At 61.9% G+C, this 24,029-nt stretch carries 20 protein-coding genes and 1 pseudogene; 17 read left to right on the top strand and 4 right to left on the bottom strand.

All coding sequences use genetic code 11. The features are described 5' to 3' along the window. The first annotated feature begins 6 nt into the window (after positions 1-6). From BN32_RS13325 to BN32_RS13310, 4 genes are read left to right on the top strand one after another with little or no spacing between them, the layout of a single operon-like run. A complete protein-coding gene (locus tag BN32_RS13325) occupies positions 7-522 on the top strand; it encodes a nuclear transport factor 2 family protein (RefSeq protein ID WP_019198714.1) in 516 nt (171 codons plus the stop codon). A 15-nt stretch (positions 523-537) separates the two neighbouring features. Further along, entirely contained in the window at positions 538-1,350 is an 813-nt protein-coding gene (locus BN32_RS13320; RefSeq protein WP_019198713.1) for an enoyl-CoA hydratase, read from the top strand. A 6-nt stretch (positions 1,351-1,356) separates the two neighbouring features. Continuing rightward, the gene (locus tag BN32_RS13315) at positions 1,357-2,532 is read left to right on the top strand and encodes an acyl-CoA dehydrogenase family protein (RefSeq protein WP_019198712.1); all 1,176 of its coding nucleotides are present in this window, start codon (positions 1,357-1,359) and stop codon (positions 2,530-2,532) included. 4 nt (positions 2,533-2,536) lie between these two features. Next, entirely contained in the window at positions 2,537-3,610 is a 1,074-nt protein-coding gene (locus tag BN32_RS13310) for an acyl-CoA dehydrogenase family protein (RefSeq protein WP_162161311.1), read from the top strand. On the opposite strand, the gene BN32_RS13305 is transcribed toward BN32_RS13310, so the two are convergent. After that, entirely contained in the window at positions 3,607-4,266 is a 660-nt protein-coding gene (locus BN32_RS13305) for a GntR family transcriptional regulator (protein WP_019198710.1), read from the bottom strand. The two genes, BN32_RS13310 and BN32_RS13305, sit on opposite strands and share 4 nt — an antisense overlap. Before the next feature lie 198 nt (positions 4,267-4,464). Here BN32_RS13305 and BN32_RS13300 point away from each other — a divergent pair, with 198 nt between their 5' ends. Both BN32_RS13300 and BN32_RS13295 read left to right on the top strand, forming a co-directional pair. Continuing rightward, positions 4,465-5,265, top strand: a complete 801-nt coding sequence (locus BN32_RS13300; RefSeq protein WP_019198709.1) for a phytanoyl-CoA dioxygenase family protein — start codon at positions 4,465-4,467, stop codon at positions 5,263-5,265. 115 nt (positions 5,266-5,380) lie between these two features. Further along, on the top strand, positions 5,381-6,685 hold the full coding sequence (locus BN32_RS13295) for an NAD(P)H-dependent oxidoreductase (RefSeq protein ID WP_019198708.1): 1,305 nt from the start codon (positions 5,381-5,383) through the stop codon (positions 6,683-6,685). Positions 6,686-6,689: 4 nt separating this feature from the next. Here the strand turns inward: BN32_RS13295 and BN32_RS13290 are convergent, their stop codons facing one another. After that, the gene (locus tag BN32_RS13290; protein ID WP_019198707.1) at positions 6,690-7,043 is read right to left on the bottom strand and encodes a nuclear transport factor 2 family protein; all 354 of its coding nucleotides are present in this window, start codon (positions 7,041-7,043) and stop codon (positions 6,690-6,692) included. After that, the gene (tehA, locus tag BN32_RS13285; protein ID WP_019198706.1) at positions 7,040-8,023 is read right to left on the bottom strand and encodes a dicarboxylate transporter/tellurite-resistance protein TehA; all 984 of its coding nucleotides are present in this window, start codon (positions 8,021-8,023) and stop codon (positions 7,040-7,042) included. Before tehA ends, BN32_RS13290 begins: the two co-directional genes overlap by 4 nt. A 79-nt stretch (positions 8,024-8,102) precedes the next feature. On the opposite strand from tehA, the gene BN32_RS13280 reads away from it, so the two are divergent. The 11 genes and pseudogenes from BN32_RS13280 to BN32_RS13230 all read left to right on the top strand — a co-directional run bounded on the left by BN32_RS13280 (position 8,103) and on the right by BN32_RS13230 (position 22,750). Further along, on the top strand, positions 8,103-9,269 hold the full coding sequence (locus tag BN32_RS13280) for an acyl-CoA dehydrogenase family protein (RefSeq protein ID WP_019198705.1): 1,167 nt from the start codon (positions 8,103-8,105) through the stop codon (positions 9,267-9,269). 157 nt (positions 9,270-9,426) lie between these two features. Further along, complete coding sequence (locus tag BN32_RS13275) at positions 9,427-9,954, top strand: cupin domain-containing protein (protein WP_019198704.1); 528 nt, start codon at positions 9,427-9,429, stop codon at positions 9,952-9,954. Positions 9,955-10,184: 230 nt separating this feature from the next. Then, on the top strand, positions 10,185-11,294 hold the full coding sequence (locus BN32_RS13270; RefSeq protein WP_019198702.1) for an efflux RND transporter periplasmic adaptor subunit: 1,110 nt from the start codon (positions 10,185-10,187) through the stop codon (positions 11,292-11,294). 89 nt (positions 11,295-11,383) lie between these two features. Next, positions 11,384-14,521 carry an efflux RND transporter permease subunit gene (locus tag BN32_RS13265; RefSeq protein WP_019198701.1) on the top strand — a complete coding sequence of 1,046 codons (3,138 nt, stop codon included), beginning with the start codon at positions 11,384-11,386 and terminating at the stop codon, positions 14,519-14,521. Between the two features lie 24 nt (positions 14,522-14,545). After that, entirely contained in the window at positions 14,546-15,190 is a 645-nt protein-coding gene (locus BN32_RS13260; RefSeq protein ID WP_019198700.1) for a TetR/AcrR family transcriptional regulator, read from the top strand. Then, positions 15,183-15,800 (top strand): flavin reductase family protein, encoded by a 618-nt coding sequence (locus BN32_RS13255; RefSeq protein WP_019198699.1) that lies wholly within the window; start codon positions 15,183-15,185, stop codon positions 15,798-15,800. Before BN32_RS13260 ends, BN32_RS13255 begins: the two co-directional genes overlap by 8 nt. A 273-nt stretch (positions 15,801-16,073) precedes the next feature. Beyond that, positions 16,074-18,335 (top strand): acyl-CoA dehydrogenase, encoded by a 2,262-nt coding sequence (locus BN32_RS13250; RefSeq protein WP_019198698.1) that lies wholly within the window; start codon positions 16,074-16,076, stop codon positions 18,333-18,335. Then, positions 18,335-19,618, top strand: a complete 1,284-nt coding sequence (locus tag BN32_RS13245; protein WP_019198697.1) for an acetyl-CoA C-acetyltransferase — start codon at positions 18,335-18,337, stop codon at positions 19,616-19,618. The genes BN32_RS13250 and BN32_RS13245 overlap by 1 nt, the downstream gene beginning before the upstream one ends. A gap of 10 nt (positions 19,619-19,628) precedes the next feature. Further along, positions 19,629-21,716 (top strand): 3-hydroxyacyl-CoA dehydrogenase NAD-binding domain-containing protein, encoded by a 2,088-nt coding sequence (locus tag BN32_RS13240; RefSeq protein ID WP_019198696.1) that lies wholly within the window; start codon positions 19,629-19,631, stop codon positions 21,714-21,716. 31 nt (positions 21,717-21,747) lie between these two features. Continuing rightward, positions 21,748-22,175: pseudogene (locus tag BN32_RS13235) on the top strand (acyl-CoA thioesterase). A 380-nt stretch (positions 22,176-22,555) separates the two neighbouring features. After that, complete coding sequence (locus BN32_RS13230) at positions 22,556-22,750, top strand: hypothetical protein (protein ID WP_019198695.1); 195 nt, start codon at positions 22,556-22,558, stop codon at positions 22,748-22,750. A 68-nt stretch (positions 22,751-22,818) separates the two neighbouring features. Here the strand turns inward: BN32_RS13230 and BN32_RS13225 are convergent, their stop codons facing one another. Continuing rightward, the gene (locus BN32_RS13225) at positions 22,819-23,916 is read right to left on the bottom strand and encodes an alkene reductase (RefSeq protein WP_019198694.1); all 1,098 of its coding nucleotides are present in this window, start codon (positions 23,914-23,916) and stop codon (positions 22,819-22,821) included. Between the last annotated feature and the right edge of the window lie 113 nt (positions 23,917-24,029).

Genomic DNA, 24,029 nt, shown 5'->3' with positions numbered 1-24,029 from the left:
GGGTTTATGGATACGCAGGAATTCACCTCGCTGCTCGAGGAAATGACGCTGGCCGCGGAGGCCGCCGATGGCGAGCGCTTCGCGCGTTGTTTCACCGAGGATGCGATCTATTACGATTACATCTACGGCGCGCATCATGGACGCAAGGATATCGCGCACATGCTGCAGGACCTGTTCCGCCGCGATGCCGGCGACGACTACCGCTGGGAGATGATCGATCCAGTGTTCGACGGCCGCATGGGTTATGCGTGGTCGTTGTCGAGCTTCACGTCGCTGGTGCCGCAGTTCAAGGGCAACTTCGTCGTGATCGACGGTATGAGCCGCTTCATTATCCGCGACGGCCTGATCGCCGAGTATCGCGAATCCGTCAATGGCGGCGTGGCGATGCAGCAACTCGGCGTGGAGCCGGCGCGCATGGCGAAGATCTTCGCCCGCTGGGCCGGCTGGCTGAAAGAGCGCGCCGAGACCGTCACTTATCTTTCGAAGCAACCGAACTGGCGGAAGCGTCCACCGCAATCCTGAGCGAGGCCTTGTAGCATGACCTATCAGCACATCCTGTATGACGTTGAATCGCGTATCGCGACCATCACGCTGAACCGGCCGGATCGCATGAATGCGTGGACGCCGACCATGGAGCGCGAGGTGCGCCTCGCCATGGAGGCGGCAGCCAGCGATGACGGCGTGCGCGCCATCGTTCTGACCGGGGCTGGCCGCGCATTCTGCGCCGGCGCCGACATGGATGAACTGAAGACGCTCGATCCCAACGACATCAAGAGCGACCAGTGGATGAAGCCGTTCGACATGAACCGGCGCCCTGACTGGCAGACGCGCTATTCGTTCTATCCGGCGATCTCCAAGCCTGTCATCGGAATGCTGAATGGACCCGCTGCTGGTATCGGTCTTGTTCACGCGCTGTATTGCGATCTTCGCTTCGCGGCCGACAACACCGTGTTTACGACGTCGTTCTCCCGCCGTGGCCTGATCGCCGAGCACGGCATGAGCTGGATGTTGCCGCGCATCGTCGGCCATTCAAATGCGCTTGATCTGCTGATGTCCGCGCGGCGGGTCTTGAGCGCGGAAGCGCTGCAGATCGGTCTCGTGAACAGGCTCTATCCGGCGGCGGAGCTCCGCGCCAAGACGATGGAATACGTCAAGGACATGGTCGACTTCGCGTCGCCACGCGCGGTGGGCGTTATCAAGCGCCAGCTGTACGAAGTGCCGTTCCAGAGCCTTGCCGAGGCGACGATCTACGCCAACCGCGAGATGGAGCTTGCGGCCCGCAGCGACGATTTCCGCGAGGGCGTCGCGAGTTTCCTCGAAAAGCGCCCGCCGAATTTCTCGGGGACCTGAGGCACGATGGCACGTCTGTTCACGGTCGAGGAAGATGCGTTCCGGCTCACTGTCCGGAAATTTCTCGACGACAAGCTGCCGGCAGATCTGCGCCAGCGGATGCTGAGCGGCGAACGCCCGACCCGCGATGACAAGGTGACATGGAGCCGGTTGCTTCATGCGCGCGGCTGGGGCGGCTACACGTGGCCCGCCGAACATGGCGGCCCCGGGTTCTCGCCGATCCAGCGCTATATTTTTGAGGATGAGGCCTGGCAGGCCGGTGCACCGGAGGTCGTTCCGTTCGGCCTCAAAATGGTCGCGCCCGTGATCATGAAGTTCGGCAGCGACGCGCAGAAGCAACGTTTCCTCCCGCGGATCGCCTCGCTTGAGGACTATTGGTGCCAGGGTTATTCGGAGCCGGGCTCGGGCTCGGACCTTGCATCGCTGAAGACCCGGGCCGTTCGTGACGGTGACGACTATCTCGTCACGGGACAGAAAATCTGGACCACCGAAGCGCACGACGCCGACTGGATCTTCTGTCTGGTGCGGACCGCATCCGACGGGCGCAAACAGGATGGCATCTCGTTCCTGCTGATCGACATGAAGACGCCCGGCATCACCGTGCGTCCGATTATCACGTTCGACGGCGCACACGAGGTCAACGAGGTCTGGTTCGACAACGTTCGCGTTCCGGTCGCCAACCGGATCGGCGAGGAAGGGCAGGGCTGGACCTGCGCGAAGTATCTGCTCGAGAAGGAGCGGTTGAACTTCGGCGGTATGGGTTTCTGCAAGCGTGAGGTCGCGCGGCTGAAGCGGCTGGCACAGGCGAACGGGCGATCCCGGCTCGACAATCCGCTGTTTGCAGCGCGCGTCGCCGCGCTGGAGATGCGGATCGCGGCTGCGGATCTGACCAACTTGCGCTTCCTTCGTGCTGAAGAGCGCGGCGATGCGGTCGGGTTGCCCGCGCCCTACCTGAAAATCCTGAGCTCTCACCTGCAGCAGGATGTGCTTGAGTTGCAGGTGCGCTTGCTCGGACGAAGCGCGTTGCCGGTGCGGGGTGCCGATCTCAGCAACACGCCGCTGGCGCTCGATTCTGAACTCGCCAACGTCGCGCCGACCTACTGCAACTATCGCAAGACCACGATCTACGCAGGCTCAAACGAGATTCAGCGCAACATCGCGGCGAAGAGCCTGCTGGGGTGACATGATGTCCGACACCGCCAATGTCATTTTCGTTCCCAAGCAAGAGCACGGGCTCCTTGTTGACGCCCTCGATCATTTGCTGAGCGATCAGGCGCTGATCAAGGACGGCTGGCGGCCGTTGTGGCAGCAACTTGCAGAAGCGGGAATTCTCTCGGCGGCATTGCCTGAGAGCGATGGTGGTTTGCAGGACTCGCGGGCACTCGCACTGCTGGCCGAGCGGCTCGGCCGCAGTGGCGCGGTGTCGCCGTTCATTTCATCGGCTGCTGCGGCGACAGCGCTGCTCAGTCGCGTTCCGGCGGCTGATCGATTTGCGCAGCTTCGCGAACGCCTGGGTTCTGGCTCCGTCACCGTTGCAATGGACATTCCGGGAATAGCGCAAAGCGAGCGCGGCGCCGTCACGTTGACCGGCGGCAAGCTGAACGGTGTTGCCCGCCTTGTACCGTTCGGAGCCGAAGCAGATTTCATTATTCTGGTCGCGACGGGGAACGACGGCGAACCCGTGCTCGTTCTGGTGCAGAAGTCCAACATAGCGATCGAACAGTCCGTGATCGGAATCGATGGCGCGCCCTATGCGACGCTCCGCATCGACGGGGTTGCACTTCAGCCGGACTCGGAGCTTGCGCGCGGCGCGGAAGCCGAGCGGCTGATCGAATGGGGCAGGGATGTGCTTGTCACCATGCACTGCGCCGAGGCGCTGGGCGCGATGTCGATGCTGGTCGATCTGACCCGGGACTATCTCAAGGTCCGGCATCAGTTCGGCGAGCCACTTTCGGCGTTTCAGGTGTTGCGCCACCGGCTGGTCGACATGGACATGGCGCTGACCGAAGCGCGCTCGGTGGTCGAATGTGCCGCCGGTCTGATCGAGGAAGACGATGTTTCCTCCCGCAGGCAGGCCGTGATGGCGACGCACTTCACCGTGGCGCGTGCTGCCCTCAAGGTGTCGCAGGACAGCGTGCAACTCCACGGCGGCATCGGCATGGCCGAGGAGACCCCGGTTGGAGGCTATTTCCGCCGGTTGCTGACACTGCCGCTGCTGTTCGGCGACGAGGATGCCTGCGCGGAAAGCTATTCCAGCTAGCTGCTGCCTTCGCCAGTCTTTCCGGCGCGCTCGTAGGCTTCCACAAGATGGCGCCGCATCAGTTCGGCGGCGGCATCGCCGTCACCTCGGATCATCTCTTCGAGAATGCGGTCGTGTTCTTTCCAGACGCTGATCGACATGCCCGGATGGCGCAGCACTTCGCCCATCGCGCGGCGCAGGTGCCGCCAATGCAGCCGCATTGTCTCGGCGATCAGCGGATTGCCGGAGAGATCGTAGATGAATGAGTGGAAGTCCATGTCGGCCTGAAGACTGGCGCGGCTGTCGCCGGCCGCGACCAGCTTGCGACCGTGTTCGATCAAGGCGCGTCCGCGTGCGATCGACTCTTTCGTGAGGCGGGGCGTTGCCAACTTGACCGCAAGCGGTTCGACCGCCGAGCGGATCTGGTAAATCGCCTCGAAGAAATCCGGATCGACCGCAGTGACGGTCAGTCCCTGACGTCCCTGCGCGAGAAATCCCTGCACCTTCAACACCGCCAGCGCGTGGGTCACCGGCTGCCGCGATACATTCAGGCGCGCGGCGATGCTCTCCTGGGTGAGGCGTTCGCCCGGCTTGAACGTGCCGTCGCACAGGGCATCGAGGATCACCTCATAGACCTGATCGACCAAACTTTTCGGCGGGGCCAGAGACTCCAGCACTTCTCCTCCAGAGAATCGTCGCTGCGAACAGCATGGTTGCCGCTTGACAGGGTGGGGTGCAAGCCGCATCCTGAGTTTAGAATACTGAATTCAGAATGCAATATTGGCGTACCGTAAAACACGCCATTGACGGCCGAGAACGCAAAAAGCGTCCCTGAAAACAATGACAAGCCGGGAAGCGACCCAAGGAGAGCAATCATGAAATTGACCCCCGAGCAGCTCGAGCAATTCCGCACCGAAGGCTGGCTGTTCCTGCCGGAGCTTTTCAACGCCGAGGAAGTCGATGTCCTTCGCCGCGAGGCCATGTCGATTTACGACGAGCAGCGCCCCGAGGTCTGGCGCGAGAAGAGCGGTGCGCCGCGTACTGCCTTTGCCGCGCACCTTTATAATGAGGCGTTTCGCCTGCTCGGCGCGCATCCGCGCATGATCGAGCCGGTTGAGCAGATCTTTGGCGAGAAGGTCTACATGCATCAGTACAAGATCAACGCCAAATCGGCTTTCACCGGCGATGTCTGGCAATGGCATCAGGATTACGGCACCTGGAAGCGCGACGATGGCATGCCGTTGCCGCTCGCGATGAACATCGCGGTGTTTCTCGATGAAGTGATGCCGATCAACGGTCCGCTGATGCTGGTGCCGAAAAGCCAGAACGCGGGCGATCTCAAGGCGTCGCACGATCTTGCGACCACGTCCTATCCGCTCTGGACGCTTGACGAGGACACCGTGACGCGTCTCGTCAAGGAGGGCGGCATCGTCGCGCCGACCGGCAAGCCGGGCGGCATGCTGATGTTCCACGGTAATCTCGTGCATGGCTCATCCGGCAACATCACACCGTATCCGCGCAAGATCGTGTACCTGACCCTGAACGCGGTCTCGAACTACATCCGCACGCCGACGCGGCCCGAATTCATCGCCCATCGCGACTTCACCCCGATCCAGACCGTGGATGACGATGCGCTGGTCCGCTACGCACGCAGCCATCGTCAGGCCGCGGAATAAGGCAGGCGTTCTCAATTCGACACAGCGATGAAGCAATCCGGAACGGTTCTGGATTGCTTCACGTCGCGCGTCATGACGATATAGACTGACCGTCCCTCCTTAAGAGTTCTCGCAAATGAACCTGCATCACCTCCTCGAAAGGCGCCGCGCGGCGGGAAAGCCCGTGCGTGTGGCGCTGATCGGCGCCGGCAAATTCGGCTCCATGTTTCTCTCTCAGGTGCCGCATACGCCGGGCCTTGAAGTGCCGGTGATTGTCGATCTCGATCCGGAACGTGCGCGCGATGCCTGCCGGACGGTAGGCTGGGACGCTGCGCGGATCGCCGCTACCACCTTCACCAAGGATGGCGCTGCCGCGACCGGCGGCGACGTCGAGGTGATCGTCGAGGCCACCGGCAATCCCTCCGTTGGCATTCGTCACGCGCGCGCCGCGATTGCCGCGGGCAAGCATATCGTCATGGTCAATGTCGAAGCTGATGTGCTGGCCGGTCCGTTATTGGCCGAAGAGGCGCGCAAGGCAGGTGTGGTCTATTCGCTCGCTTATGGTGATCAACCCGCACTGACCGCCGAAATGGTGGACTGGGCGCGCGCCACCGGCTTCAAGGTCGTCGCCGCAGGGAAGGGCACCAAGTATCTGCCGATCTATCACGACGTGACGCCTGCCGGGGTTTGGGGGCACTATGGGTTGACCGCCGCCGAGGCGCAGTCCGCCGGGATGAATCCGCAGATGTTCAATTCGTTTCTGGATGGCACCAAGTCCGCCATCGAGATGGCTGCTATCGCCAACGCCACCGGTCTCGATGTGCCGTCAACCGGCCTTTTGTTTCCGCCCTGCGGCGTCGACGATCTGCCGCATGTGATGCGCCCGCAGGACAAGGGCGGCTGGCTGGAGAAATCCGGTGTGGTTGAAGTCGTCTCGTCGCTCGAGCGCGACGGCCGCCCGGTGTTCCGGGATCTGCGCTGGGGCGTCTATGTCGTACTCGAAGCACCGAACGATTACGCGGCGGATTGCTTCCGTCAGTACGGGCTGAAGACGGATTCGTCGGGCCGCTATGCGGCGATGTACAAGCCGTATCACCTGATCGGGCTTGAGCTGAACATTTCGGTGCTCTCTGCCGCGCTACGCAATGAGCCGACCGGACAGCCGCAGGATTTCCGCGGCGATGTCGCGGCCGTTGCCAAGAAGAATCTGCGCGCAGGCGAAATGCTGGACGGCGAGGGCGGTTACACGGTGTGGGGCAAGCTGATGCCGGCGGTAGAAAGCCTCAAGACCGGCGCGCTGCCGATCGGCCTGGCGCATCGCGTCAAGCTGACAAATGATGTCGCGCATGGCGCGGTGGTCCGGTGGGCGGATGTGGAGATCGATGCCAAGGACGATGCGGTCGCTTTCCGCCGTGCGATGGAAGCGAAATTCTCGCGCTAGCTGTTCAGCGCGTTACGTGGGCCGAGACCGCCAGCCACTGGCCGTCGATCTTGGCCCAGACGTCGGTGTAACGCCCGGCGCCCGTGCTGCCGTCCGGCATCTGGTAACTGGTGCGTGCGTGGATGATGGCGACGTCGCCGATGATCCGGATCAATACGTCTTCGGCCTTGAGATTCCTGATCGTCACGGGATTGGCGGTCTGCTTCAGAAACCCGGCGCGATCGACCAGCGAGCGATCGGGATTCGAGCAGTAGAAGTCGGGTGCGAGAATTTCATCGAAGCGGCGGACGTCGCCGTTCTGTACGGAATCAATGTAGTCGCGGTTGAGACCGGTGAGAGTGTCGTGATCCGATGTCATGGCAGGATCCCCTTCTGTGCTTTCGTCGTCGGCCAGATCAACGTGAGAACGTAGCGTCGTCCGATCAGCAGGCTGCGCAGTGCAAACCATCCGATGATCAGATTGGAGATGATGAAAATCGGCAGTGCCAGCTTCGAGATGATGCCGGTGTCGCCGCGCTCGACGAAACGGAACGCGGCGAGCGGCAATGCCGATACGCCGAAGCTGTAGGCCCAGGCCGCGAGCGAGAACGGCTGTTCGCGCAGCCACGGAATCAGCCGCAACATTACAAGGGCCTGAAACAGCGCGTAGCCGAACAGCATGTAGGCGAGATGATCGGGCGGACCGTTCGTCACGGAGAGATACGCCACGGCGCCGACTGCGGGCGGAGCGAGATGAATTCCCATCGTGGCGCGCAAAGCAACCGGCATACCATGCGCAATCAGCCGGTTGAGAATGACCGATTCCATCACGATGATGGAGAAGAAGCCGACCCCGAAGAACAGCAGTCCCGCATCGGGATAGCCGAACAGGCCGCAGGCGATGGCGCTGACGAAGCTGCCGCCGACGGTGGGCATGTAAAGCACTGGCGTCGTCGTCTCTGTGGTACGCCCGCCGACCCACAGCCCGCCGACACCCCAGACCGTGAAAGCGAGTTGCCCCGCTACGCCGCAGACGAAAAGTGCAAAAGCTATTCGCGGCAGATAGGGCGCGATCGACCATGCGACGATCATGGTCGTCATGGGAATGATCACGACGAAGAACGACTGGACGGGATGCCGGACTTCGGCCGCGGCTGCATCTGGAGCCTGAAGCCATTTCAGGATGTAAAGGATCAGCCATAACAGCCAGATCGATGCCGCGCTGAGCGCCAGGGTTTCGCCGATCAGCGCTGGCGCGTCCCAGACGTGGGAGGCCGCTCGCCAGCCGCTTCCGAGGCCGCCGATGCCAAGAACCATGCCGAACATGGTCGCGGAGAATTTGGAAATGTCGATACGCAACGCTAGCCTGCTTTTTTGTAATTGTGGGACAGGTCTTTAAGGCCGTAAGAACTCCTATCAAGCCAAAGGATCGATCACAATGGACTTCGCATTGAGCCCGCAACAGGAATCCATCCGCGATGCGATCCTGAAAATATGCGCCCGTTTTGGTGACGATTACTGGCTGGAGAAAGATCGCGCCGGCGGTTTCCCGCATGAGTTCTATAACGCGATGGCGCAGGCGGGCTGGCTCGGAATCTGCATTCCCGAACAGTTTGGCGGTTCCGGTCTCGGAATCATGGAAGCCGCGATCATGATGCGCGCGATTTCGGAGTCGGGCGCAGGCATGTCGGGCGCTTCCGCGATTCACATGAATGTGTTCGGGCTGAATCCGGTGGTGGTGTTCGGCGACGACGCGCAGCGCGCGCGCATGCTGCCCGGCATCGTCGAGGGCCGCGAGAAGGCGTGCTTCGGGGTGACTGAGCCGAACACCGGGCTGAACACCACGCAGTTGAAGACCCGCGCGGTGCGCAAGGGCGACAAGTATGTCGTCAATGGCCAGAAGGTCTGGATTTCGACCGCACAGGTCGCGCACAAGATTCTTTTGCTTGCGCGCACCACGCCACTGGAGGAGGTCAAGAATCCGACCCACGGTCTCAGCCTGTTTTACGCAGACTTCAACCGCGACCAGATCGCGGTGCACGAGATCGAGAAGATGGGCCGCAAGGCCATCGACTCCAATGAACTCTTTATCACCGACTTCGAGATTCCGGTTGAGGACCGCATCGGCGAAGAGGGGCGCGGGTTCGAATACATCCTGCATGGCATGAATCCGGAACGCGTCCTGATCGCGGCGGAAGCCGTCGGCCTTGGCAAGCTCGCGCTCGATCGCGCGGCGGCGTATGCGAAGCAGCGCATCGTGTTCAACCGGCCGATCGGACAGAATCAGGCCATCCAGCATCCGCTGGCGAAGAACTGGATCGATCTCGAGGCGGCGTGGCTGATGACGATGTCGGCGGCATGGCAATACGATCAGGGATTGCCCTGCGGTCCCGCCGCGAATGCCGCGAAGTATCTCGCGGGCGAGGCGGGTTTTGACGCCTGCCAGCAGGCGGTGATGACCCACGGCGGCTTTGGCTACGCCAAGGAGTATCACGTGGAGCGTTATCTGCGCGAAGTGATGATCCCGCGCATTGCGCCGATCAGCCCGCAGCTGATTTTGAGTTTCATCGGCGAGAAGGTTCTTGGATTGCCGAAGTCGTACTAGAGTAGCGATGGCGGGGCCATGCGGAGACAGTAGTATGGCATGCTGTTCCACGTCATTGACGATCACTGATATATCTGTTGACGTGCGATGAATGCAGCGCGTCTGCGGTATCAGCAACAACAATAACCGACGATAAGACAAAGAAGAGAACGGTCCAATGTCGCACGATCATCACCATTCCCACGACCACCCGCACGATCATTCCCACGCGCACGACGACGAGCGCTGGAAGCACGACGGCGTGCGGGTCATTCCCGGCAATCAACTCGATCCGAATGTGCCATCGACCGCGGGCATGGACCGCAAGGCCGCGATCAACTTTGCGCGCGTCGGTGCGCAGAAGCTGTGGGCCGGCACGGTGACCATCAGGCCCGATGCGAAAACCGGCGCGCATCATCATGGGCATCTGGAAAGCATCATCTATGTCGTGCGTGGCAAGGCGCGGATGCGCTGGGGCGAGCATCTCCAGTTCACCGCCGAGGCGGGGCCGGGCGACTTCATCTTCGTGCCGCCTTACGTGCCGCATCAGGAGATCAACGCCAGCCCGGACGAAGTGCTGGAATGCGTGCTGGTGCGCAGCGACGGCGAGGCGGTTGCGATCAATCTCGACATCGAGCCGGTCGAAAAGCCGGAGACCGTGCTGTGGGTTGATCCGATCCATCGCGATCCCGCGGAGAAGGCATAGTTTCGATTACGAGTTTGCCGCAGTCATGCCCGCGCTTGTCGCGGGCATTTGCGTTTCGGACGACGATACGCCGCGATCACTGTTGCGTGCATTTCAGGCTGTGATGGAGGCAATCGAGATTTTGCACTTCCCAATCAAGCATTTGCGGTGCGGCATTCTGACTTCTGACGATTATTGACATTCGTCAATCGTTATAAGATGCTCCCGGGAATATCCCAAGGGAGCTTCCGATGCGGCGTATCTATAAATCCTCCAGCCGAAACAATGGCTTGGCTGTTGTTGCCTTGATGGTTTCCGCTCTGGCGCTGGGTGCCTGCAGCAAGGAGCAGGCGCAGGAGGGCGAAAAGGGCCGCCCCGTCCTCGTGGCGACGGTCCACTACCAGTCCCAGTCCCCGGAGCGCAGCTTCGTCGGCACCATCCGCCCCCGCATCGAAACCGACATGGGTTTCCGCGTTCCCGGCAAGGTCGCCAAGCGCCTCGTCGAAGTCGGACAGATCGTCGATGTCGGCCAGCCGCTGGCGACGCTCGACGAGATCGATCTCAAATTGCAGGCCGAGCAGGCCGAGGCCGAATTCCGCGCCGCGACCGGCGTGCTGGCGCAGGCGAGCGCCGCCGAGGGCCGTGCCAAGGAATTGCGCGCAAAGGGCTGGTCCACCGAAGCACAACTCGATCAGGTCAAGGCGGCGGGCGACGAGGCGCGTGCGCGTCTCAACCGCGCCGAGCGTTCGGTCGAACTCACCAAGAACAGCCTGTCCTACGCCCATCTTGTTGCCGATACGCGCGGCGTCGTCACCGCGACGCTGATCGAACCGGGACAGGTGGTGGCCTCTGGGCAGACCGCGATTCGCGTGGCGCGCTCCGCCGAGAAGGAAGCCGTGGTCGCGGTGCCCGAAACGATGGTCGCCTTTGCCAAGAGCGGCGAGGCCAGCGTGACGCTGTGGTCGGAGCCCAACAAGAAGTATGCCGCGAAGCTGCGCGAGATCGCGCCGGCAGCCGATCCCGCAACACGCACCTATCTGGCGAAGTTCTCGCTGCCCGGCGCCGACGACGCGGTGTCGCTCGGCATGACGGCGACCCTGACGCTGGCTGACCCTGCGACCGAGCGGGTGGCGCGGCTGCCGTTATCGGCGCTGTTCAGCCAGGGCAACGGACCCTCGCTTTACGTCGCCGACGCCAAGACCGGCGAAGTGTCGCTGAAGCCGGTGGCCGTGAAGGCCTATGAGACCAAGGATGTCATTATCACCGGCGGTGTCGAGGAAGGCGCCAGCGTGGTGGTGCTCGGCGTGCAAAAACTCGATCCGGCCCAGAAGGTCCGTGTCGTCTCGTCGCTGTCGTTCTGATCAGGGCCTGACCCCGAAAAGTGGATACCGGTTTTCGGACAGGTCATGCCCAATAATAAGCGCATCCCCGCAGACATACCGAGGGTCCGATGAAGCGATTTAATCTCTCCGCCTGGGCCGTGGCGCACCCGACGCTGGTTCTGTTTTTCATCGTGATGCTCGGCATCGCCGGTTTCTTCTCGTATGAGCGGCTCGGCCGCGCGGAAGACCCGTCGTTCACGATCAAGGTCGTCATTATCAACGCGATGTGGCCCGGCGCCACCGCGAAGGAGATGCAGGAGCAGGTCGCCGATCCGATCGAGAAGAAGCTCCAGGAACTGCCGTATTTCGACAAGGTGCAGACCTACACCAAGCCGTCCTTCACGGCGATGACGCTGACCTTCAAGGACAACACGCCCGCGAAGGATGTGCCGCAGCTGTTCTATCAGCTGCGCAAGAAGCTTGGCGACATCAGGAATGATCTTCCACCGAACCTGATCGGTCCGAACATCAACGACGAATACGGCGACGTCGATTCAGTTCTCTACATGCTGACGGGCGAGGGCGCCGATTACGCGCAGCTCAAGAAAGTGGCCGAAGGCCTGCGCCAGCGGCTTCTCAAGACGGAGAACGTCACCAAGGTCAATCTGTACGGCACGCAGGATGAGCGCGTGTTCGTCGAGTTCTCGCACGCCAAGCTGGCAACGCTGGGCATCACGACGCAGGCGCTGTTCGATTCGCTGGCCAAGCAGAACGCAGTCGTTCCCGCAGGTACGGTTGAAACGTCGTCGCAGCGCGTGCCGCTGCGCGTTACCGGCGCCTATGACAGCGTCAAGGCGGTCGCCGAAACTCCGGTCGAGGGCAATGGCCGCGTGTTCCGGCTGGGCGACATCGCCATGGTCACTCACGGCTTCGTTGATCCGCCGAGTTATCAGGTGCGCCAGGAAGGCAAGCCCGCGATCGGCGTCGGCGTGGTGATGGCGAAGGGCGCCAACATTCTGGAGCTAGGCGAGGCGATCAAGAAAGCGACGTCGGAATTCATGGCGGCGGTGCCGCAGGGCATCGAGATCGAGCAGATCGCCGATCAGCCGAAGGTAGTCGAACACGCGGTCAGCGAGTTCGTGCATTCGTTTGTCGAGGCGCTGGCGATCGTGCTGTTCGTCAGCTTCCTCGCACTCGGCTGGCGCACTGGCATCGTGGTGGCGCTGTCGGTGCCGCTGGTGCTGGCGATTGTCTTCATCGTGATGAACGCGATGGGCATGGACCTGCACCGCATCACCCTCGGCGCACTGATCATCGCGCTCGGCCTTCTGGTCGACGACGCCATCATCGCTGTCGAGATGATGGTGGTGAAAATGGAGCAAGGCTGGGACCGCGTGAAGGCGGCATCCTTTGCCTGGGAATCAACTGCGTTCCCGATGCTCACGGGGACGCTGGTCACGGCCGTTGGCTTCCTCCCCATCGGCTTTGCCAATTCGTCCGTCGGCGAATATGCCGGCGGCATTTTCTGGGTGGTGGCGATCGCGCTGGTCGCATCTTGGTTCGTTGCGGTGATCTTCACGCCTTATATCGGCGTCAAGCTGCTGCCGAACCTCAACCACGGCAAGCATAACCACGATCCGCATGCGATCTACGAGACGCGGATGTATCGCGGCCTGCGCCGGGTGATTGAATGGTGCGTGCGCCGCCGCGGCACCGTGGTGCTGGCGACCATCGGCGTGTTCGTGCTGTCGATTGTCGGCTTCGGTCACGTGCAGCAGCAGTTCTTCCCGCTGTCGGAGCGCCCTGAACTGTTCCTGCAGTTGCGGCTGCCGGAAGGTACCGCGTTCAACGTCACGAAGGAAAGCGTGAAGAAGGCGGAAGCGCTGCTCAAGGACGACAAGGATATCGTGACCTACACGACCTATGTCGGACAGGGCTCGCCGCGTTTCTGGCTCGGTCTTAATCCGCAACTGCCGAACGAGGCGTTCTCGGAAACCGTGATCGTCTCGAAGGACGTTGCGGCGCGCGAGCGTATCAAGGCGCGGCTTGAGAAGGCCGTGGCCGACGGTGCGCTGTCGGAAGCGCGCGTGCGCGTCGACCGCTTCAACTTCGGGCCGCCGGTCGGCTTCCCGGTTCAGTTCCGCGTTGTCGGTCCCGACACCAAGACCGTGCGCGATATCGCCTATCAGGTGCGTGAAGTGATGCGCGCCAACGACAAGGTGGTCGATCCGCATCTCGACTGGAACGAGCAGACGCCTTACCTCAAGCTGGCCGTCGATCAGGATCGCGCCCGCGCGCTTGGCCTGACGCCGCAGGACATTTCGCAGTCGCTGGCGATGCTGATTTCCGGCGTGCAGGTCACGACGCTGCGTGATGGCATCGAAAAGGTCGGCGTGGTTGCCCGCGCCGTGCCATCGGAGCGGCTCGATCTCGGCCGTGTCGGCGATCTGACGATCTATTCGCGGGGCGGCGTCGCCGTGCCATTGTCGCAGATCGCCAAGATCGAATACGCCCATGAAGAACCGATCCTGTGGCGGCGCAACCGCGACATGGCGATCACCGTGCGCGCCGATATCGTCGACGGCGTGCAGGCGCCCGATGTCACCAATGCGATCTGGCCGAAGCTTGAAGGCATCCGCAATAGTTTGAAGCCCGCCTACCGCATCGAGATCGGCGGCGCGATCGAGGAGTCCGAAAAGGGCAATGCGTCGATCAACAAGCTGTTTCCGCTGATGGTGATCGGCATGCTGACGCTGCTCATGATCCAGCTGCAGAGCTTCTCGCGGTTGGTGCTGGTGTTCATGACCGCGCCGCTCGGCATCGTCGGTGCTTCGCTCGGGCTTAACCTTGCCGGCAGCCCGTTCGGTTTCGTGGCATTGCTCGGTTTGATCGCACTGGCCGGCATGATCATGCGCAACTCGGTGATTCTGGTCGATCAGATCGAGACCGATGTTGAGCATGGCCTGACCCGGCGCGAAGCGATCGTCGAAGCGACGGTGCGCCGCGCCCGGCCGGTGGTGCTGACCGCACTGGCGGCAATTCTGGCCATGATTCCGCTGTCCCGGTCGGCCTTCTGGGGGCCGATGGCCATCACCATCATGGGTGGATTGTTCGTTGCAACATTCCTGACCCTGCTGTTCCTGCCGGGTCTCTATGCGCTATGGTTCAGAAAGAGTCTGGACGAGCGGGGTGAGGGCGTGGTCCCGGCGCCCGCGCAACCCGGCCAGATCCGGCATGCGCCGCCGCTTGCGACCGCCGCCGAATAATCGAACCCTTGGTACGATGCTGATATGACACTGCTTCACGACGATACCGATTCCGAAAAGAAGGCGTGCATTCTCGCCACCGCGGAGCGTCTGTTTCGCGAGATCGGCTATCTCAAGACCACGGTTGCCGACATCGCCAGGACGCTCAAGATGTCACCTGCGAACATCTATCGCTTCTTCGATTCCAAGAAGGCGATTCATGAGGGCGTGGCGCGGCGGCTGATGGCCGAGGTCGAGGACGCGGCGGAGGCGATTGCAGCCAAGCCGACTCCGCCACGCGAGCGGCTGAAGGAATTGCTTGCAACGGTCAGCGTCATGAATGCCGAACGCTTCGTCGGTGATGCCAAGATCCACGAGATGGTTGCCATCGCGATGGAAGAAAGCTGGGATGTTTGCGATGCGCATATCCAGCGTATCGTTATGGCCATCGGCGCGGTGATCGCGGACGGCGCCAAGTCCGGCGTGTTCAACGTCAAGGACGTCGAACTGGCCGCCAAGTGCGTTTGCGCCGGGATGCTGCGGTTCTTCCATCCGCAGATGATCGAGCAGAGCGAGAAAAAGCCGGGGCCAAGCCTCGATCAAATGATAGACTTTATCATCGCTGGCCTTACGCTGGGCACGCCCGAACTGTCGGGCAGCGCACCAGCAGGCAAAGCAGTTCATGGCTGATTTTCACTACTACGAACCGTCGCAAGGTCACGGCCTCCGGCACGATCCCTTCAACGCCATCGTCGGCCCCCGGCCCATCGGCTGGATTTCATCGAAGGACGCCAAGGGACACGTCAATCTCGCGCCCTACAGTTTCTTCAATGCCTTTTGCTACGTGCCGCCGATCATCGGCTTTTCCTCGATCGGCTGGAAAGACAGCGTCGCCAATATCCAGGAGACCAAGGAGTTCACCTGGAATCTGGTGACCAAGCACATCGCCGAGCAGATGAACATGACGTCGGCGAGCGTGCCGCACGACACCGACGAGTTCACGATTTCAGGGCTGACCAAGGCCCCGTCGCGCAAGGTCGATGTGCCGCGGGTCGGTGAGAGCCTCGTCTCGTTCGAGTGCAAGTTCACCCAGATGATCCAGCTTGAGGGCGTGGGCGGCAGAAAGGCCGACGCCTGGGTGACCTTCGGCGAGGTCGTCGCCGTCCATATCGACAAGAGCCTGATCAAGGACGGCGTCTATCAGACCGCCGAGGCCTATCCGATTTTGCGTGCGGGGCGGATGGGCGACTATGCTCAGGTCCGGCCCGAGATGATGTTCGAGATGGTGCGGCCGCGGTAGCGGCATTTTGGCTCAAGTCTTGGTGATTTTGACGGTCTTGCCGATTGTTTAGGAGGCCGGCGCGGAACGTTGCGCGGCCGTGCAGGTTATTGAAACGTAGGTATTTTTGGGGGCTTTCGCTTCAAACGCGACATAACATCGAAGCTGGTTTTCAGCATTGCCGCCGCTAGGGTTGAGGCATGATTTTCCGGAATCCACTCCCGCATTTCGGAATCATGCCCTAGCATTTCAGCCCCGTGGTCACGCTGGCCTTTCCACAAAAAGGATCGTCCCATGAGTTTTTCCTTCCGCCGCGACCTCATCACCCAGCCGATCTTCGCGTGGGCGCACAAGGCGCTGCCGCCGATGTCCGATACCGAGCGCGAGGCGCTCGAGGCAGGCGACGTCTGGTGGGACGCTGATCTGTTCACCGGAAACCCCGACTGGTCGAAGCTGCTGGCCTTTGCACCGGCAAAGCTCACCGATGAAGAGACGGCATTCCTGAACGGGCCGGTCGAAGAGCTTTGCGCGATGATCGACGACTGGAAGGTCAACTGGGAATGGCGCGACCTGCCGCCCGACGTATGGGAGTTCATCAAGCGCAACAGGTTTCTCGGAATGATTATTCCGAAGGACTACGGTGGTCTCGGCTTCTCGCCCTACGCGCATTCCGAGGTCGTGCGGAAGATCTCGTCGCGCTCGGTGACCGCAGCGGTCACGGTGATGGTGCCCAACTCGCTCGGGCCGGGTGAACTGTTGATGCACTTCGGCACCAAGGAGCAGCGCGACAAATGGCTGCCGGGCCTTGCCGACGGCCGCGAGATTCCCTGCTTCGGACTGACCAGCCCGGAGGCTGGCTCCGACGCTGCTTCGATGATCGACACCGGCATCATCTGCAAGGGCACCTTCAACGGCAAGGAGACGCTGGGCCTGCGGCTGAACTGGCACAAGCGATACATCACGCTGGGTCCGGTAGCGACGTTGCTCGGTCTGGCCTTCAAGGCGTACGATCCGGATCACCTGATCGGCAATGAGGAAGAACTCGGCATCACGGTGGCGCTGATTCCGACCGATCTGCCGGGCGTCAGCATCGGCCATCGCCATCTGCCAGCGATGCAGGTGTTCCAGAACGGCCCGAACTGGGGCAAGGACGTTTTCATTCCGATGGACTTCATTATCGGCGGGCAGGAGCGCATCGGCCAGGGGTGGAAGATGCTGATGATCGCGCTGGCTGCAGGCCGCGGCATCTCGCTGCCGTCGCAGTCGTCCGCAGGCGCGGCGTATTGCGCGCGCGCCACCGGTGCCTATGCGCGTATCCGCGAGCAATTCCATGTTCCGATCGGGAAGTTTGAGGGCATCGAGGAGCCGTTGGCGCGTATCGCCGGCACGGCCTATCAACTCGACGCCGCGCGAAGGCTGACCTGCGCCGCGCTCAATCAGGGTATCCATCCGGCGGTGATCTCCGGCATCATGAAACTGCACGCCACAGAGCGCCTGCGCATCACGGTCGATGATGCGATGGATATTCACGGCGGCAAGGCGGTCATCGATGGCCCGCAGAATTACATGGGCAATCTCTATCGTTCGGTGCCGGTGGCGATTACGGTGGAAGGCGCGAACATTCTGACGCGCAACCTGATCGTGTTCGGGCAGGGATCGGTGCGCGCGCATCCCTATTTGCTGCAGGAGATGAACGCAATCGGCGAACCTGACCAGAAGAAGGGTCTGGCAGATTTCGATACGTCGTTCTGGAAGCACGTGGGTCATGCGCTCACCAACACATTCCGCGCCTGTGGCCGAAGCTGGACCGGCGGAGCGTTTGCGCCAGCGCCGGATGCCGGCGCCGCGACCGGCTACTACCGCCAGCTCTCGCGTTATTCCGCGGCGTTCGCGCTGTGTTCGGACATGGCGCTGTTGACGCTGGGCGGTGCGCTGAAGCGCAAGGAAATGCTGTCGGCGCGGTTCGGCGACGTTCTCTCCGAACTGTATCTGCTTTCGGCGGCGTTGAAGCGTTGGGAGGACGAGGGCCGTCAGGACGCCGATTTCGCGGCGCTCGAATGGGTGATGGCGAACGGTATCCGAACCATCGAAAACCGGCTGGCCGAGGTGATGGCCAACATGCCGAACCGCTTCGTGGCCGTGATCCTGAAGTTCCTGATTCAGCCGTTTGGCGCCAATCCGCTCGGACCCTCCGACAAGGTGGTGCATCGCTGCGCGCAACTGATCCTTGCACCGGGCGTGGTGCGCGACCGGCTGACCGAAGGATTGTATCACGCCAACGACGATGGACCACTAGCGCGGCTGGAGCGAGCATTCGTGCTGGTCACGGCGAACGAGGCAATCGAGAAGAAGATGCATGCTGTAAAAATCCGCGACTGGAGCGAAGCCGTGAAGCAGGGTGTCATCACCGCGGACGAAGGCGCAAAGCTCAAGGCGGCGCACGATGCCGTCGCGTTGGTGATCGAGGTCGATGACTTTGCGCCGGAAGCGCTGTCGCCGATTTACAAAGAGCGGCCTGATCTCAAGCAGACTTCGCCGGACCGGGCGGCAAGCTGATGGCGCGTCCAGTTTACATTATCGACGGCGCGCGAACGCCGTTCCTGAAAGCACAAGGCGGGCCGGGGCCATTCACTCCGGTCGATCTCGCGGTCCAGGCCGGGTGGCCCTTGTTGGCGCGGCAACCGTTTGCTCCCAGTGCGTTCGATCAGGTGATCCTCGGCTGCGTCAATGTCATCGCCGACGAGATGAATCCGGCGCGTGTCGCGGCACTCCGGCTCGGCATGGGCGAGCGCATGTTGGCGTTCACGGTGCAGATCAATTGCGGCTCCGGGATGCAGTCGATCGACACAGCCTATCGGTACATTGAGGCAGGAAAGGCCGACATGATCCTGGCGGGCGGCGCGGAGGCCCTGAGCTATGCACCGCTGGTGTTTCCGCAGTCGGGCGTGCGCTGGTTCGCGAAGTTCGCGTCTGCGAGGAACTCGATGTCGAAGATCACGGCGTTCCTGAAAGCGCGGCCTTCGTATTTCAAGCCGATCATCGGTCTTGAGCGCGGGTTAACCGATCCGATCACCGATCTCAACATGGGGCAGACCGCCGAAGTGGTCGCACATCTGATGGGCGTGACCCGTGAGCAGGCCGATGCCTATGCAGTGGAAAGCCATCGCAGGCTGGCCACCGCGCAGGCGCAGGGCTTTCTGCATGGCGAGGTCGAGACCGCATTCGCGCGTGACGGCAAGTTCTACGATCACGACGATGGCGTGCGGCCGGATTCGTCGATGGACAAGCTCGCGAGATTGAAGCCAGCTTTCGAGCGGCCATGGGGGCAGGTGACGCCGGGCAACTCATCGCAGATCACCGACGGCGCATGCTGGACCATTCTGGCGTCGGAAGATGCGGTCAACAAGTATGGCCTCAAGCCGAAGGCGATCATTGTCGACAGCCAGTGGGCGGGACTTGATCCCGGCATCATGGGCTTCGGTCCGGTGCTGTCGTCAACCGAGCTCCTGAAACGCAACAGGCTCAAGCTTGAGGACATTGAGACTTGGGAAATAAATGAGGCGTTTGCGTCGCAACTTCTTGGCTGTCTCGCCGCGTGGAACGATGACAGGTTCTGCCGCGAGGTGTTGGGACTTGACGGTGCAGCAGGTCAGATTGATCAGACGAAACTCAATGTCGACGGTGGAGCGATCAGTCTCGGACATCCGGTCGGCACCAGCGGCAACCGCATTGTGCTGCATCTTGTGAATGCCATGAAGCGGCTCGGCACCAAACGCGGCATCGCCACCGAATGCATCGGCGGTGGCCTTGGCGGCGCGATGCTGATCGAGACAGTGTAAGGGAACGGACATGGATTCACGCATCATGGATGTTCTCAAAGGCCGCGTCCTCGAACTCGGACCGGAGCCGGTCGCGGGACCCTACAGGAACTTCAAGCTGACCCGCGACGGCGATGGCATCGCGTGGCTGCTGTTCGATCGCGAGGGCACCAGCGCCAACACGCTGTCCGCGAGCGTCTTGGAGGAATTCGAGACAGTTATCGCCGCGCTGGAGCAGGATCGCCCCGCAGGCATCGTCATTCGCTCTGCAAAGTTCTCGGGCTTCATCGCGGGCGCGGACGTCAACGAGTTCCGCGGCGTCACCGATCCTCGCGATGTCGAAACTCAGATGGCGCGCGCGCATGCGGTCGTGGACCGGCTGGAGGCGCTGAAGGTTCCGAGCGTCGCCGTGATCCACGGCTTTTGTCTCGGTGGCGGCCTGGAGGTGGCGCTGGCGTGCAACACCCGCATCGCTATCGACAATGCGCGTTTCGGCTTCCCAGAAGTGATGCTCGGCCTGCATCCGGGCTTAGGGGGCACCGCGCGCTTCACGCATCTCGTCAGTCCGCTTGAGTCGATGACCATGATGCTGACCGGCAAGACCATCGACGCGCGCAAGGCGAAGACGTTGGGGCTGGTGGATGCTGTGACGCAGGAGCGTCATGTACGCGGCGCGGTCAAGGACGCGATCTTCGGGCGGCTGAAGCCACACCGGCAGGGCCTGCTCGCCAAGGCGATGAATCTCGGCCCGGTGCGCGGTTTGCTCGCAAACCGGATGCGCGGCGAGGCGGCGAAGACCGCGCCGAAGGAGCATTATCCTGCGCCTTACGCGCTGGTCGATCTGTGGGAGAAGCACGGCGGCGACCGCGCCGCGATGCTGGCCGCGGAGAAGGCTTCGTTCGCCAATCTGATGGTGACGCCGACCGCGCAGAACCTGATCCGCGTGTTCTTCCTGCGTGAGCAGATGAAGAAACTCGCCGACGGCAGGAACACGGTAAAACACGTCCATGTCATCGGTGCGGGTGCGATGGGTGGCGACATCGCGGCCTGGTGCGCTCATCAGGGTCTGCGTGTGACGCTGGCCGACATGAAGGCGGAACCGATTGCCGGCGCGATCAAGCGTGCGGCCGATCTGTTCGGCAAAATCATCCGCAAGACAACCGACCGGCGCGACGCGCTCGACAGGCTGATTCCGGATATGAACGGCGAGGGCGTGCGCAACGCCGATCTCATTATTGAGGCGGTGCCGGAAAAACTCGAACTGAAGCAGAGGGTCTATGCCGGGCTCGAGCCGGTCATGAAAGCCGGCGCGATCCTTGCCACCAATACGTCCAGTATTCCGTTGCAGGATCTGCGCACCACGCTGAAGAATCCCGAGCGGCTGCTGGGCCTGCATTTTTTCAATCCTGTATCGCGCCTGCAATTGGTCGAGGTGGTCAGCCACGACACCGTCGATCCGCAGGCGCTGGCGACCGCATTGAAGTTTGTCGGCGCCATCGATCGCCTTCCGCTGCCAGTGAAGAGTTCGCCGGGCTTCCTCGTCAACCGTGCGCTGACACCATACATGCTGGAAGCGATGGTCATGCTCGACGAAAAAGTTGACAAGGCGGTCATTGATGCTGCGGCCGAGAAGTTCGGCATGCCGATGGGGCCGATCGAACTGGCTGATCAGGTCGGGCTCGATATCTGTCTCGCGGTCGGGGACATGCTGCGCTCGAAATTCGGCGAAAGGGCATTGCCCGCCGCGCCGGACTGGCTGCGCGACAAGGTCAAGAAAGGTGAGCTTGGCCGCAAGACCGGCAAGGGCTTCTACGAATGGAAGGATGGCAGGGCGGTGAAGATGCCGTCGCCGGTTCAGCCGACCGAGGAGATGATCAACCGCCTCGTTCTACCGATGTCGAATGTCTGCGTCGCCTGTCTGCGCGAAGGCATCGTCGACAACGGCGACGTGGTGGATGGTGCGATGATCTTCGGCACGGGTTACGCGCCGTTCCGCGGCGGCCCGCTGAATTATGCCCGGACCCGTGGTGCTGCGAATGTCGCTACCGCATTGAGTGCGCTGGAAGCGAAGTTCGGCGAACGCTTTAAACCGGACGCGGGGTGGGATACCTTCGCCTGAGTCGCTCGGCTTCATTTGACGGATTCCACCGATGGCAGATACGCCTGTTCACGCCGCGCCCGCCCCAGCCGCGCCAGAGGGCGAACTGTCGATCCGCACCATGGCGATGCCGGCGGACACCAACCAGAACGGCGACATCTTCGGCGGCTGGCTGCTCAGCCAGATGGATATTGCGGGCGGTATTTTTGCGTCCAAGGTTTCGCAGAGCCGCGCCGTCACGGTCGCGATCGAGGCAATGACCTTCCGCAAGCCGGTCAATGTCGGCGACGTGGTTTCGGTTTTTGCACCACGGCCCGGCTCGGCCGCACCTCTATCACTGTCCATATCGAAGCGTGGGTGCAGCGCCGGAATGAATCGCAACTGATTCTCGTGACCGACGGGAACTATACCTACGTCGCTATCGACGACGAGGGCCGTCCGCAACCTATCCGTCAGCATTCGCAATCCGTCAGCGCCTGACGGAACGATTCGTCCTCAATGCACTAGGCAATTTTTCGCGACTGTGACGGTTGCACGAATTCGTTCGTCTCGTTTTGTGGCGTTGCACGTAACCGGCATTGCTATTTTGTCGCGGCGTGGTGACGATCTTCCGGCCTCTGCATTCCAGTTATAAAACTGTCGCGCGAAGCGCCTACAGGTGCGGCGGGCTGCTCGTGGAGAGTCAGTGCGCGTCTGTTTTGAAGTCATGTCGGATGGAAATCCGGCCTGAAGCGATGGCCCGGAATGTGCATAACAATCGGGGAGACGAGTGATGTGTTGGACAGCTCAGGGCTGAAACCTTTTCAGCCCTTCGGAGTTATTGCGCGTGAGGAACCCAAGACGGGGCACGGATAAGAAACATGTCGGACACCTACATCATCGAAGTCAGCTCGGAAGCCGCAGGCATCGTCGTTCGTGAGAAATCGGGTTTTCGTTTTTTCGCGGCGGTTCACAAATTCAATCCGCTTGATGGCCGCGTTTTCAAGAACGCGCGCGAGGCAGAGCGCGCCGCCACGAGATTCCTCGCCGGGCAGTTGGACCCGGTTCCCGCTTAACCGTTGATCTCAAGGCGAAGGCCGGGATCGCTCCCGGCCTTTTGAATTTGGATGTGCGTGATGGCCGGTTATTCGGCCGCGGCCTGACGCCCGAGCGCCGGATAGTCGGTGTACCCCTTGGCGCTCCCGCCATAGAACGTCGCCTTGTCGAAATCGTTCAGCGCCGCGCCGAGCTTGAGACGCTCCACAAGGTCGGGGTTTGAAATAAACAGCTTGCCGAACGCGATCAGGTCCGCCTTGTTCTTGTCCAGAACTTCCGTCGCCAGCTTGAAGTCATAACCGTTGTTGGCGATGTAGGTGCCGTTGAAGCGCTTACGCAGGCTGTCATGGTCGAACGGCGCGATGTCGCGCGGGCCGCCGGTCGCGCCTTCGATGACGTGGATGTAGACCAGCTTCAGCGCGTTAAGTTGATCGACGATGTGATCGAACAGCGGCTGCGGATTGCTGTCGGAAACATCGTTGGCGGGCGTCACCGGCGAAATGCGAATCCCGGTGCGGTCGGCGCCTGCCTCAGATGCGACGGCCTTTGAGACTTCAAGCATCAGCCGTGCGCGGTTCTCGATTGAGCCGCCATAGGCATCGGTGCGCTTGTTGGCGCCGTCCTTGGCGAACTGGTCGAGCAGATAGCCGTTCGCGCCGTGAATTTCGACGCCGTCGAAACCGGCTGCGAGCGCATTGGCGGATGCGCGCTTGAAGTTGTCGATGATGCCGGGGATTTCGCCGAGGTCCAGTGCGCGGGGCTCGGACACATCGACGAAGGTGCCGCCGACGAAGGTCTTGCCCTTGGCGCGGACTGCGGACGGCGCCACCGGTGCGCCGTCATTCGCCTGCAGCGCGGTGTGGGAAACACGCCCGACATGCCAGAGCTGAATGTAAATGTGGCCGCCACGTTCATGAACGCGGTCGGTAACTTTGCGCCAGCCTGCGACCTGCTCTTTCGTGTAGATACCGGGGGTGTCCTGATAACCCTGGCCCTGCTGCGAGACCTGGCTTGCTTCGGTGACGAGCAGCCCGGCCGAGGCGCGCTGCCCGTAATATTCGATAGCGAGCGGGTTGGGCACGAAACCCGCGACGGCGCGGTTGCGCGTCAGCGGAGCCATGACGGCGCGATTGGTCAGCGTGACGGCGCCGAGCTTGTAGGGGTCGAAAAGTTTGGAAGCGGACATGGCTGCTCTTTCCTGAGGCGATTTCGATGCAGATGCATGTAAGTATCGCGCGCGCGAAAATGCAAGTCACAGCCGATTGAAAAGTGCCCGTTCAGCCGCGCTGAATGGCAGAC

It is taken from the genome of Afipia birgiae 34632, assembly GCF_000308295.2.
In the GTDB taxonomy this organism is placed as follows: Bacteria; Pseudomonadota; Alphaproteobacteria; order Rhizobiales; family Xanthobacteraceae; genus Afipia; species Afipia birgiae.
Note: the sequence above shows the minus strand (reverse complement) of the source record. Positions and strands in the feature narration are given on the sequence as shown.